The organism is Paenibacillus pasadenensis DSM 19293 (assembly GCF_000422485.1).
Taxonomy (GTDB): Bacteria; Bacillota; Bacilli; order Paenibacillales; family Paenibacillaceae; genus Paenibacillus_O; species Paenibacillus_O pasadenensis.
In genome coordinates this window covers 1-12668 of the sequence record NZ_KE383860.1, presented here as the reverse complement: position 1 = coordinate 12668, position 12668 = coordinate 1, and the positions used below count along the sequence as shown (strand labels likewise).

Sequence of the window (12668 nt, the reverse complement as noted above, 5' to 3'; positions counted from 1 at the left end):
GGGAAGACGATGTACAAGCTGCTGCTGGTCCTGCTGATGAGCATGCTCTGGCTGAGCGCGCATGCGGCGCAAGCGGACGAGGAGCGTGCCGTGCGGATGCTGTTCGAAGCGAAGCATGCCGTCAACCGCGCGGCTCATGCCGCCGCCCAGCAGCTGGATGAGGAGGAGCTGGCGGAAGGTCGGTTCGACATCGACAAAGCTCGGGCCGAGGCTGCCGCCGCCATCTATTTGCAGGAAAACCTGTTCTTGGACGGCGAAGGGCGGCCGGCTGCAGGATCCAGGCTGAAAGCGGCCGTTGTCGTCGAGGCGTGGGAAGTCATCGGCCGGGAGCATTCCTTCCCGTATGTATACCGCGACAGCCGCTTCGACTACGAAGTGACGCTGGATCGGCCAGGCGTCGTCCTGATCGTCCGCATCGAGCATCCCCGGCTGTTTTCCGTCATGGAGCCGATCGTCTGGCATGTGAAGGGCACGGCGCAGCTCGTTTTGCCTTGATCTTGATTTGCCATCCCCCCTCCCTTCTAGTAAACTTTTACTAGAATTGAAAGAGTGGGGCTAGGGAGGGCGATGGACCAATGTTCAAGCTCGGCGAAAAAGTCGTGATCGTTTCCGATCAGTATGAGCAGAATCTTCCTGTCGGGGAGTATGGATATATCATTGCTTACGACCGCAATGCGGACAATGTATTCGATTATGTCGTGCGCGTTCCGGCTCACAACCGGAACTTCCTCGTTCCGGGATTGGATGTCGAGCTCGACAAGGTGCTCTTGAAGCTGGAGGCCGACCGCGTGGAGCGCGAGGCGCTGATCGATTATGCGCTCGCCACCCGCAACGAGGAGCTGTTCAACCGCATCGTCCGCGGCGACGCGGAGGTGCCGGAGGAGGAGGAGGACCTCTCGTCCAAGGACGTGCAGACCCGGGAGGATTTCATCCGCCAGGTCAATCTCAAGGCGTGGATCTGATTGACCCTCCCGCCGTCGGGGGATAGAGGAATAGAGCCTAATCCGAAAGGAAGTGCAGCGAAGCATGAACGTTGTTTTTCATGGACAATCTTGCATCGGCATCACGCTGGAGGACGGCAGGTCCCTGCTGATCGATCCTTTTCTGAGCGGAAATCCGCTCGCCCGGACAAGCGCGGAGGAGGTGGAGGCGGATTACATCCTGCTCACCCATGCGCATCAGGACCACATTCAGGACGCCGCCGCCATCTCCAAGCGGACCGGCGCGCCGATCGTCGCGATTCCGGAGCTCGCCGCGTACATGTCCTGGCAGGGAGCCAAAACGCTAGGAATGAACATGGGCGGCACGGTTGATCTCGGCGGCTTCGCCAAGGCGACGATGGTACAGGCGTTCCACAGCTCGGGCATCGTGATCGAGGACGAGCAGCGCATCGTATACGGCGGCATGCCGGCCGGATTCGTCGTCGAGGCCGGCGGCCTTACGTTCCTGCATGCGGGGGACACCTGCTTGTTCTCCGACATGGCGCTCATCGGCCGCCGCTACCAGCCGGATGTCGCGTTCATCCCGATCGGAGGCCATTATACGATGGGACAGGAGGATGCGCTGCAAGCCGCCGAGTGGTACGGAGCCAAGCTTGTCGTGCCGATCCATTACGACACGTTCCCGCCGATCCGCCAGGATGCGGATGCGTTCGTCGCGCGGCTCGGCGAGCTGGGGCTCAAAGGCCAGGTCGTCCCGCCAGGCGGCAAGCTCGACCTGGCTGGGCTGAAGTGATCGGAGATCGCTTCGAGCCCAATCCGGGCAAGCGAGCGGGTTCATGAACTTTTGCAGGCTTGCTGCTGGTCGAATTCAGACCGGCAAGCTTCGTGCGGAAAAGCGGATAGCGCCTTCCACGCGGCATCGGCCGCCGGACCTTCGGTCCGGCGGTTTTTTCGTGCGCGTTGCCGCATTCGTTTAGCGCTGCGCATTGAGAATGTTGTCGGACTCAAGGTATAATACGGGGAATGGTGTCAGGCATCAGTCATCTTGCTAGGCAAGGGGGAAAAGAACGATGAGCATCGACGCGAAGACGGTCGAGCATGTCGCGAATCTGGCGCGGCTGGAGCTGAGCGGGGAAGAGAAGGAACAGTTCGCCAGCCAGCTCAGCGCCATTTTGAAGTACGCAGAAAAACTGGACGAGCTGGATACGGAAGGCATCGAGCCGACGAGCCATGTGCTTCCGGTCACGAACGTGATGCGCGAGGACGTGGTGCGCGAGTCCGTCTCCAACGAGACTGCGCTGCGCAACGCGCCGGACGACGAGGACGGGCAGTTCAAGGTGCCTGCCGTACTGGAATAGCCGCTAGCGGCGAAGGGAGGAACATCGGTTGGCTTTATTCGATCAAAGACTACAGGATCTACATAACGAGCTCGCCGCCGGCAAGCTGTCCGCGGCCGAGCTGACCGAGGCGGCCTATGCGCGGATCGCCGAGACCGACGAGCGGATCGGCGCGTTCCTGACGCTGAACGAGGAGGCGGCGCGCGTCCGCGCGGCCGAGCTCGATCAGGCCGGCGCGGCCAAGGGACTGCTGCATGCGCTGCCTGCGGGCATCAAGGACAACATCGTCACCAAGGGGCTGCGCACGACATGCGCGAGCCAGTTTCTTTCCAATTATGATCCGATCTACGATGCGACCGTCTCCGGCAAGCTTCAGGATGCCGGAGCGGTGACGATCGGCAAGCTCAACATGGACGAGTTCGCGATGGGCGGCTCCAACGAGAACTCCAGCTTCCGTCCCGTGCGCAACCCGTGGAATACGGACTATGTGCCGGGCGGCTCGAGCGGCGGCTCCGCAGCGGCGGTGGCGGCGGGCCAGGTCTACTTCGCGCTCGGCTCCGACACCGGCGGCTCGATCCGGCAGCCGGCCTCCTACTGCGGCGTCGTCGGCCTCAAGCCGACGTACGGCCTCGTCTCCCGCTTCGGCCTGGTGGCGTTCGCCTCCTCGCTCGACGCGATCGGGCCGATCACCAAAAACGTCGAGGACGCGGCTTATGTGCTGCAGACGATCGCCGGCCACGACCGCATGGACTCTACGTCGGCCGACGTCTCCATCCCCGACTATGTCGGCTCGCTCAGCGGGGATATCAAGGGCATGCGCATCGGCGTGCCGAAGGAGTACATGGGCGAGGGCATCGATCCGAAGGTCAAGGAAGCGGTGCTGGCCGCGCTGCGCGTGCTTGAGGATCTCGGCGCGACCTGGGAGGAAGTTTCCCTGCCGCATACCGAATATGCGGTCGCGACCTATTATCTGCTCGCCTCCTCCGAGGCTTCCTCCAACCTGGCCCGCTTCGACGGCGTGCGCTACGGCGTGCGCGCGGACGATCCGGACAACCTGATCGACTTGTACCGCAAGTCGCGCAGCCAAGGCTTCGGCCAGGAGGTCAAGCGCCGCATCATGCTCGGCACGTACGCGCTGAGCTCCGGCTATTACGACGCCTATTACCTCAAGGCGCAAAAGGTCCGCACGCTCATCAAGCGCGACTTCGACCAGGCGTTCGAAAAATACGACCTGCTCGTCGGACCGACCGCGCCGACGACGGCGTTCCGCATCGGCGAGCAGATCGGCGATCCGTTGACGATGTACCTCAACGACATCGTGACGATTCCGGTCAGCCTCGCCGGCGTTCCGGCCATCAGCGTGCCATGCGGCTTCGCGGACGGCCTCCCGGTCGGCCTGCAGCTCATCGGCAAGCCGTTCGACGAATCGACCGTGCTGCGCGCCGCCCATGCCTATGAGCAGCATACGGACCACCACAAGGCGCGCCCGCAGCTGTAGGGCGCCGCATCAAGCATCAAGCAAGCAGGAGGAGCTAAGCCATGACTCACTACCAATCGTACGAGACGGTCATCGGGCTTGAAGTGCATGTCGAGCTTCATACCGCCAGCAAGATCTTCTGCGGCTGCTCGACTTCCTTCGGCGCCCCGCCGAATACCCATACCTGTCCGATCTGCCTGGGGCATCCCGGCGTGCTGCCGGTGCTCAACCGCCAGGCGGTCGACTACGCGATGAAGGCCGCGATGGCGCTGAACTGCACGATCGCCGACGTCAGCAAGTTCGACCGCAAGAACTATTTCTATCCCGATTCGCCCAAGGCGTATCAGATTTCCCAGTTCGACCAGCCGATCGGCGAGAACGGCTGGATCGACATCGAGGTCGACGGCAAGACGAAGCGCATCGGCATCACCCGCCTTCATCTGGAGGAGGACGCGGGCAAGCTGACCCATGTCGAGGGCGGCTATGCCTCGCTCGTCGACTTTAACCGCGTCGGCACGCCGCTTGTGGAGATCGTGTCCGAGCCGGATTTGCGCACGCCGGAGGAAGCCAAGGCTTACCTGGAGAAGCTCCGCGCCATCATGCAGTACTGCGACGTATCCGACGTCAAGATGGAGGAAGGCAGCCTCCGCTGCGACGCCAACATCAGCCTGCGCCCTTGGGGCCAGGAGAAGTTCGGCATTCGCGCCGAGCTTAAAAACATGAACTCGTTCCGCGGCGTGCAGCGCGGCCTTGAGTACGAGCAGCTCCGCCAGGCCGATATCCTCGACGCCGGCGGTACGGTCGTGCAGGAGACGCGCCGCTGGGACGACAGCCAGGGCAAGACCTTCTCGATGCGAGGCAAGGAAGAGTCGCATGACTACCGCTACTTCCCGGACCCCGATCTCGTGCGGCTGCACATCGACAGCGAGTGGAAGGAGCGCGTGCGCGCCTCCATCCCGGAGCTGCCGGACGCTCGCCAAGCCCGCTATACGGCGGAGTACGGCCTGCCCGCCTACGATGCCGGCGTCATCACCGCTTCCAAAAAGCTGGCCGACTTCTTCGAGGAGAGCTTGTCCTACACCAAGGACGCCAAGGCCGTCTCCAACTGGATCATGGGCGACCTGCTCGGCTACCTGAACCAGACCGGGAAGGAGATCGAGGCTGTCCGCATCACCGGCCAGGGCCTCGGCGAGATGATCGGCTTGCTGGAGAAGGGCACGATCAGCGGCAAGATCGCCAAGACCGTCTTCAAGGAAATGCTCGAAAGCGGCAAGCGCCCGCAGCAGATCGTCGAGGAGCAAGGACTCGTGCAGATCAGCGACGAAGGCGCGATCAAGGCGATCGTCGAGAAGATCGTCGCCGCCAATCCGCAATCGGTCGAGGATTACCGAGCCGGCAAGGAAAAGGCGATCGGCTTCCTCGTCGGCCAAGTGATGAAGGAGTCGCGAGGCAAGGCGAATCCCGGACTCGTCAACAAGCTGCTCGTCGACGTCCTCAACGCCTGAATTCGTCGGCATCCATCCGGATATCCGGCAGCAGCCGTCCTCTCGATTCGGGAGGGCGGCTTTGTTCATTTAAAAAAGAAGCGGCAATCCGCACTAATCAGGGTAAAATACAACATGCCCCATGCCCGGCAAACAATTGGAGCCCGCGCATACAATGAGAAGCGTCGGCGGTTATGCCCGCGGCGCACGGACATTCGGCATTCATGGGAGGAATGGCATGAACAACGCGCTACACTCGATCGCTTCGGACAGTCCGTGGTATATCAACGAATGGGAGCTGCTGCTGAGGCTGTTCATCGCGGTGCTGCTCGGCGGCCTCGTCGGGTTCGAACGGGAGCAGTCCAACCACGCCGCCGGCTTCCGCACCAACATCCTCGTCTGTCTCGGCTCCTGCCTCTTGATGCTGTTGTCCATATACGGCTTCGCTCAGTTCGTCAACGAGACGAACGTTCGGCTCGATCCCGCGCGCCTGGCCGCGCAGGTCATTACCGGGATCGGGTTCCTGGGAGCCGGGACAATCCTGTTTACGGGCAAGTCGATCACCGGCTTGACGACTGCGGCTTCGCTCTGGGTCGTATCCGCCATCGGCTTGTCGGTCGGCGCGGGCTTCCTGCTGCCGGCGGTCGCGACGACCGTGCTCGTGCTGCTCGTGCTCGTCGTGCTCAACAAGCTCGAAAAAAAGTTTAGCGGCGGCAAGCGCGAGCATCATCTGAAGGTGCTGGCCGACGAAAAGGAAGCGCTGCTGCAGGCCGTGAGCGCCTTGCTCGCGGAGCAGGGCATCGTCATGCGCAAGCTGTCGCTGCAGGAGTACGGAGACCGGGAGCTGGAGCGGCCGCGGGTCATGCTCCTGCTGCATATTACGTTTCCGAAGCAGGATAAGCTGATTCCGCTGTTGGAAAAAATCAAATGCCTGGAGGGCGTGCATGCCGTGAGTGCCGAATGAGCGCCGAAGCCCGCAACCGAAAAAATCGTTGGCTGACCGGCCTCTATGCCGCCTTGCTTCCGGGCGGCGGCCATCTGTATTTGGGCTGGTACGGCCGCGGCCTGCTGCTGCTGCTCGTCGTGCTGCTTGATTTGGCGGCGCTGATCCGCTTTTCGGATTCGACGAGCGGGAGCCGCGCGCTGCTGCTGCTCTATCTCGGCTACGCCCTGCCGGCTTTGTATTTCTATAGCGTCTTCGATTCACTCGAAATCCATTCCCGAATCAAGCTTGCGCCCGCGGGCAAGAGAAGCGACGCTGGTCCGTTTTCCTTGCGGCATAGCCTCGTGCTGGTGGCGGGCGGCTTGCTGCTGTTGTTTCTGATTCGCCCGACCGAGGCGGTCCAGCCGCGGCTCGACTGGATCGGCGACATGGCCTCCGGAGCGGTGCTGCTCGCTCTGGCGGCCTGGCTGTCGCTGCGAAGGCGGCCGGAGCAGTTCCGTTTCGGAAGGCTCAGCTCCATCCTGCTGCTTGCGGCTTGCGGAGCGATCCTTCTGTGGGATCAGGTCCGCGAGCGCAACGACATCGGCCTGCTCTCCGACTGGTGGCCGATGCTGTTCGTGCTTGCCGGCATCGAGATGCTGGCGTTCCAGCTGCTCGAAAAGCATCGTCCCGGCCGCCGGCTGTCCGTCGGCGCTGGAGCGGCCGCGGCCGCGGTGCTGCTAATCGGATCGGCCTATGCCGTCACCCAGTACGGGGGCCTGCCGTTCCGCTGGCTCGACCAGTATGCCGGCCGGACGAGCCTGGAAAACCTGTCGGAGGAAAAAGGCTTCCGCTACGAGGAGGAGCCGATCGTCCTGACGCTCGAGGAGCAGGTGACGAGCGTCATCCTCGACAATCCGAACGGCGATGTGACGGTCCGCTCGAGTCCGGACAGCCGTCTGGTGACCGTTGAGGCCGAGCTATGGGTGGATACGGAGGATTCCCAGGAAGCGGATTACGTCCGCCAGAAGTCGAAGCTGAAAGTCAGCTCGGAAGACAAGCTGGAAATCGTCGCCCAAGGCATGCCTTACGGAGCGAACGGCTCCCGGCTGCCCCGCTACAACCTGATCGTGACGTTGCCGGCCGATCTTGAGGCTTCGTTCCGTATCGACGAGCCGGAACCGCTCCCTCTGCTGCCGCTGCCGTCCTTGCCGACAGGGCTTTCATCCCCTGGCCCGTCCATCGCCGCTGCTGCTCCATTGCCTTCGGCCGGCGGCAGCGCGTCCCTGGAGCCGGTTTCCGGCATGACGGCAGCCGGGCCGAGCGAGCCTCCGTCCGCCGCGGCGACGCCCGAAGCGTCCTTGCCGCCAAGCCCGTCGGCTTCGCCGACTCCCGGACCTCAGGCGGTCAAGGTGCTGCTCCATGCCGGCAACGGCAACGTGTCGATGTCCGGCCTGACCGCCGAGGGAGGATGGACGATCAAAAACCGGAACGGCTCCATCGAGCTGCGCGATCTTCGAGGCAAGGTCGAGGCCGACACGACCAGCGGCAATATCGCAGCGGAACGGATCTTCGGCGATGCCGCCCTATCCGCCCGCGACGGCAGCATCCAGGCTTCGCGCATCAGCGGCTCGATCAATGCCTACACGAGCAACGGCAATCTTGAAGTGGGCGACATCGAGGGGGAGTCGACCATCCTCGAGACGAAAAACGGATTTATCCGGGTCGAGGAAGTGGCGGGCAGCCTTCAGGCCGACACGCTGAACGGCGAGATCCGCATCCGCAGCTCGTCCGTCGGCGGGGGCTGGGACATCGACAGCTCGATCGGCGAGGTCATGCTGTCGCTGCCGACGTCATCCTCCTTTGTCATGGACGGCGCGGTCACGTTCGGCGAGATCCGCTCGGAGCTGCCGCTCCAGGTGACGAAGAAGCGGGTCGAAGGCATCATCGGACTCGGCCTCCATCGGATTCGCGTGGATGCGAACAGCGACATCTCCATCTACGCCTACCCGTCCATGCCCGAATAGTTCCAGCTGCGTGAGCGCCGGTTTCGTTGACAAAACGGGAAATCCGCGCGTACAATAGAACTACTACAAAGTAATTAAGACTATAAGGAAGGCGTGATCGGGAATGGGAGCCAGCGTAGAACAAGCCCTAGAGCAGCTTAAATCCAGCGGCGTCCGCATGACCCCGCAGCGTCACGCGATACTTGGGTTTCTGATGAACTCGATGACTCATCCTACCGCGGATGAGATCTATAAAGCTTTGTCACCCGATTTCCCGAGCATGAGCGTCGCGACGATCTACAACAACCTCCGGCTGTTCGTGGAGGCGGGCCTCGTGCGGGAGCTGACTTACGGAGACGACTCAAGCCGTTTCGATGCGAATCTGTCGGATCATTATCATGCCATCTGCAAGGTCTGCGGCGAGATCGTCGACTTCGACTATCCGCCGCTGATGGAAGTCGAGCGCGCCGCTTCGCGGGAGACCGGATTCCGCGTCGAAGGTCATCGCATGGAGATCTACGGCGTATGCACGTCCTGTCGGGCTGCCGTGCCGCACTCGTAATCGAGCCTGGAGAAGCGCCGCTTCCCGGCTTTTTTTTGCATTTTTTTGCCGATAGACTCATAGAGTAGAGAGACAACTTTCCGTCGGCAAGACTCGTCTAGGGGATGACAGCAAAGGAGCGTGAAGCATGAAGAGGGGACAAGCCTACGGAGGCAAGCGCCGCAGAAGCGGCTTCCGGCGGCTGCTTGGCTTTTGCCTGATAATTGGAATGATAGCGGGCGCGTGGGCGGCCTACAGCAAGCTCACGCCGAGCCGTGACGATATGAAGCCGGAATACGGCCATGCCCATCCGCTGTTCTACGGAGGGACGTACTTGAAGGAAGGCGCGCTGATCGAGCAAGGCCAGACGCTGCTTCCGCTCGAGGCGATCAGGTCGGTGCTGGGCAGCGATCTGCCCGTCTGGTACGAGGAGAAGACGCAGTCGATCATCCTCACGAGCGATACGAAGGTGCTCTTCATGAAAAAGGACGAGCTGCAAGCCAAGCTCGGCGACAAGCCGTTCCAGCTTGCCGTAGCACCGGTGGAACGGAACGGACGCGTCTACATGCCGCTGTCTCCGCTCAAGACGTTGTACGGCATCCAGGCGGAGATCTCCTCCGCGAGCGGCGTCATGACGTTGGAAAGAGCCGGGGACCGGCTCAGGATGGCCGTTTCCGCGAAGGATGACGAGGACATTTTCGTGCGGTCGGAGCCGTCCATCCATCGTCCCTATGTGGATCGGGCCGCGCCGGGCCAGCCGCTGATCGTATGGGGAGAGCAGGAAGACTGGTACAAGGTGCAAGGGCCGGAGGGCCACTCGGGCTATGTCCGCAAAAAAGAGCTTCGCTTCACCGGAGACCGCGTGATCGCGCCGCTCCAGGAGGAGGAGCCTGCGCTTCCATGGAAGCCGGGCCAGAAGGTCAATCTCACCTGGGAAGCCGTCTACAGCAAGCATCCCGATCCGTCCGGCTATCCGGCGATGGAGGGCGTCAACGTCGTCAGTCCGACCTGGTTCGAGGTCAGCGACGGCAGCGGCCAGATCCGCAGCAAGGCCGATGCGTCCTACGGAGCCTGGGCTCGCCAGAGGGGGATGCAGGTGTGGGCGCTGTTCAGCAACGCCTTTGATCCGGATCTGACGACCAAGGTGCTCTCGAGCGCCGAGACCCGGTTCACGATGATCCGGCAGCTGCTCGCTTATGCGGAGATGTACAAGCTGCAGGGGATCAATATCGACTTCGAGAACGTGCGCACCTCAGACAAGCAGAACTTCGTGCAGTTCGTGCGGGAGCTGTCTCCGATGCTGCACGAAGCGGGGCTGATCGTCTCGATCGATGTCACCCCGAAGTCGAGCAGCGAGATGTGGTCGCTGTTCCTCGATCGCGAGGCGCTGATCGACAGCGTCGACTATATGATGCTGATGGCGTATGACGAGCACTGGGCGAGCAGTCCAAAGGCCGGCTCGGTCGCATCGCTTCCTTGGGTAGAGGCTTCCATAAAGCGCCTGCTGGAGGAAGACGGCGTCGATCCGGCGAAGCTCGTGCTCAGCATGCCGCTGTATACCCGGATCTGGAGCGAGTCCAAGGGCGAGGATGGGAGCGTAGACGTGTCGTCCAAGGCCGTCGGCATGGATCGCATCCGCGAGATCATGCGGGACCGCAAGCTGACACCCGTGTTTGATGAGGCGGCTGGACAGAACTACATCGAGTATGCCGAAAAGGAAGGCGTCCGAAACCGGATCTGGATCGAGGATGAGCGGTCGATCGAGGCGAGGGTGGAGCTCGTGCACAAGTACGGCTTGGCCGGCGTTGCTACTTGGGCGCGTTCTTTCCAGACGGACAGCATCTGGGGCGTCATTCATGAGAGTCTGTCTCGTCCTTCCTGATTCCAAAAGAATGCAAAAACCGCCGGACCTGCGAGAGGTCCGGCGGTTTTTGCTGCGGTCAGGCTTGGCTTGCGGGCGGGGCCGGCTTGTCCTCCGGCGCGGCATGCGTCTCGGGAGCCTCGTAGCCTTCCGTAGCGCGCTCCGCATCCAGCGTCAGGATCGTTTTGCAGTACATGCAGCGATCCGTACGGCCCAGGATCTTGGTCTGGCGCCCGCATTCCGGGCAGATCAGCATGACCGCGCTCGTGGACAGCATGCCCGCCCAGAAGTAGATGCCGACGCTGATCACCAGCGCGATCATGCCGATGACCATGAAGATCGCGGCGACTACCTTGCCGGTCTGGCCCCAGAATACGATGCCGGCCGTACCTAATATCATGACGCCCATGCCGACAAGGATGAGGACGAGGCCCCATAAGCGGAACTCATTGATTTTGCTGGACTTCAGAAGCATCGTTTCAACATTCCCTTCACGGAAATGGGACTTCGTCCCGATTTCTTGCGGTTAAGGCAGGAAACAGACTTTATTTGTCGAATTGAATCCGCAGAATAATATTATAGCGGAAACGTCCCGTTGACGCTATATGGGGGATATGTGTGGAGATGTTAAACAAACAGGTTGCGAGCTTGTTTCAGTATGAAGAAGGCGTCATCGGGCTTGTCGCCGTCCGGGATCCGTATCCGTTTCAGCGGCAGCTCGACGGTCTGGACCTGCTTCTTCTTGTGATCAGCGATGTAGCCTGCGGACTCGCCTCCATTCAGCACCGCCGCATGGATGGCCAGCAGGTCATGATCCGGAGGGTGACCCGCGATCTTCTCCTTCATTGGATTGCGAGCAGCCGCCACAAGGACGTCATGGAATGGATTCTGAGAGGAGAGATCATCCATGATCCGGAAGGAATCGTCGACCGTCTTCGATCCGATGTCATGGTGTTTTCCGAAGAGATCCAGCAGCGAAGGCTGCTTGTCGAGTACAGCCAGTTCCTCCGGTCCTATCTCTTCGCCAAGCAGAGCTTGGAGGACGGAATGGTGCTCGATGCCCATAACCACATCGTGCGGACGCTCAACCATTACGCTCACCTGGAGCTGATCGAGTCCGGCCAGCATCCCGAGCCTGCGGTGTGGCGCCAGATGCGTCGGTTCCACCCGGGCATCTATAAGCTTTTTGAAGAGCTTGCGACAAGTCCGGAGACGCTGGAGCAGCGCATCAAGCTCGTTTTGCTCGCTTGCGAATTCGCCATCATGAGCAAGATGCGCTCCAGCTGCCAGCTGATCTTTCAAGTACTGGAGTCCAGAGAAGAGCCTTGGAGCATCGCGGAGCTGTCTGACGACGAGTCGCTTTCGGATTTGCCGATCGACCTGTCGCTCCTGCTTCAGCGGAACGTGCAGCGGGGCTACTTGCGGGAGGTGGCGGTTCTCTCCAAAGAAACGGGCGGAGAATCGCTTGATCTTCGCTACAAGCTGCCGAGATGAGCGCATCTTTATAAAACCCGAAAGCAGCTGCAGCAAGCTGTTTTCGGGTTTTTTATCGGCTGTCCGAGAAAGATGAGAAAAATGTCGTTTAAAGGCTTGACGCTGCCTTTGAGCTTGTGTTAAATTAAATCTCGCCGCTTCGAGAGGGCCGGGAAAAAACGGAATCGATGCCATGTCGATGAAGCTTTCCGAAAAAAGTTGTTGCAATCGAGTGGGCGCTTGTGATATATTATGAAGGTCGCCGCTTGAAAGGTGAACGACATTTGTTCTTTGAAAACTGAACAACGAGTGAAGCAAGTCAGCATTATAAATGAGTCATCGAACTACCTTTATGGAGAGTTTGATCCTGGCTCAGGACGAACGCTGGCGGCGTGCCTAATACATGCAAGTCGAGCGGATTTTGTCCTTCGGGGTGAGGTTAGCGGCGGACGGGTGAGTAACACGTAGGCAACCTGCCCTCGAGACTGGGATAACCTCCGGAAACGGATGCTAATACCAGATAGGCGGTCTTCCCTCCTGGGGAGATCGGGAAAGACGGAGCAATCTGTTACTCGGGGATGGGCCTGCGGCGCATTAGCTAGTTGGTGAGGTAACGGCTCACCAAG

Annotated in this window: 12 protein-coding genes and 1 rRNA gene; 12 read left to right on the top strand and 1 reads right to left on the bottom strand. The window is 61.1% G+C overall.

The annotated features are described in order from the left end of the window. Positions 1-9: 9 nt before the first annotated feature. The 10 genes from H582_RS0123945 to H582_RS0123900 all read left to right on the top strand — a co-directional run bounded on the left by H582_RS0123945 (position 10) and on the right by H582_RS0123900 (position 10590). Positions 10-495, top strand: coding sequence for a hypothetical protein (locus H582_RS0123945; RefSeq protein WP_028600563.1), 486 nt, complete (start codon positions 10-12; stop codon positions 493-495). Positions 496-575: 80 nt separating this feature from the next. Continuing rightward, a complete protein-coding gene (locus H582_RS0123940; RefSeq protein WP_028600562.1) occupies positions 576-962 on the top strand; it encodes a hypothetical protein in 387 nt (128 codons plus the stop codon). Between the two features lie 64 nt (positions 963-1026). Continuing rightward, on the top strand, positions 1027-1734 hold the full coding sequence (locus tag H582_RS0123935; RefSeq protein ID WP_028600561.1) for a metal-dependent hydrolase: 708 nt from the start codon (positions 1027-1029) through the stop codon (positions 1732-1734). Between the two features lie 277 nt (positions 1735-2011). Continuing rightward, positions 2012-2299 carry an Asp-tRNA(Asn)/Glu-tRNA(Gln) amidotransferase subunit GatC gene (gatC, locus tag H582_RS0123930; RefSeq protein WP_028600560.1) on the top strand — a complete coding sequence of 96 codons (288 nt, stop codon included), beginning with the start codon at positions 2012-2014 and terminating at the stop codon, positions 2297-2299. 28 nt (positions 2300-2327) lie between these two features. Then, the gene (gene gatA, locus H582_RS0123925; RefSeq protein ID WP_028600559.1) at positions 2328-3776 is read left to right on the top strand and encodes an Asp-tRNA(Asn)/Glu-tRNA(Gln) amidotransferase subunit GatA; all 1449 of its coding nucleotides are present in this window, start codon (positions 2328-2330) and stop codon (positions 3774-3776) included. 41 nt (positions 3777-3817) lie between these two features. Next, positions 3818-5260, top strand: a complete 1443-nt coding sequence (gene gatB, locus H582_RS0123920) for an Asp-tRNA(Asn)/Glu-tRNA(Gln) amidotransferase subunit GatB (RefSeq protein WP_028600558.1) — start codon at positions 3818-3820, stop codon at positions 5258-5260. A 217-nt stretch (positions 5261-5477) separates the two neighbouring features. After that, positions 5478-6203 carry an MgtC/SapB family protein gene (locus H582_RS0123915; protein WP_043111992.1) on the top strand — a complete coding sequence of 242 codons (726 nt, stop codon included), beginning with the start codon at positions 5478-5480 and terminating at the stop codon, positions 6201-6203. Then, a complete protein-coding gene (locus tag H582_RS0123910; protein WP_028600556.1) occupies positions 6200-8188 on the top strand; it encodes a DUF4097 family beta strand repeat-containing protein in 1989 nt (662 codons plus the stop codon). Before H582_RS0123915 ends, H582_RS0123910 begins: the two co-directional genes overlap by 4 nt. 103 nt (positions 8189-8291) lie before the next feature. Next, positions 8292-8729 (top strand): peroxide-responsive transcriptional repressor PerR, encoded by a 438-nt coding sequence (gene perR, locus H582_RS0123905; RefSeq protein WP_028600555.1) that lies wholly within the window; start codon positions 8292-8294, stop codon positions 8727-8729. 127 nt (positions 8730-8856) lie between these two features. Then, a complete protein-coding gene (locus tag H582_RS0123900) occupies positions 8857-10590 on the top strand; it encodes a glycosyl hydrolase family 18 protein (RefSeq protein WP_028600554.1) in 1734 nt (577 codons plus the stop codon). 58 nt (positions 10591-10648) lie between these two features. Here H582_RS0123900 and H582_RS0123895 read toward each other — a convergent pair whose 3' ends face one another. Continuing rightward, a complete protein-coding gene (locus H582_RS0123895) occupies positions 10649-11044 on the bottom strand; it encodes a YgzB family protein (protein WP_028600553.1) in 396 nt (131 codons plus the stop codon). A gap of 149 nt (positions 11045-11193) precedes the next feature. Between H582_RS0123895 and H582_RS0123890 the strand changes: the two genes are divergently transcribed. Both H582_RS0123890 and H582_RS0123885 read left to right on the top strand, forming a co-directional pair. After that, complete coding sequence (locus tag H582_RS0123890; protein ID WP_043111990.1) at positions 11194-12063, top strand: nucleotidyltransferase-like protein; 870 nt, start codon at positions 11194-11196, stop codon at positions 12061-12063. 328 nt (positions 12064-12391) lie between these two features. Then, a 16S ribosomal RNA gene (locus H582_RS0123885) occupies positions 12392-12668 on the top strand; the annotation flags it as partial.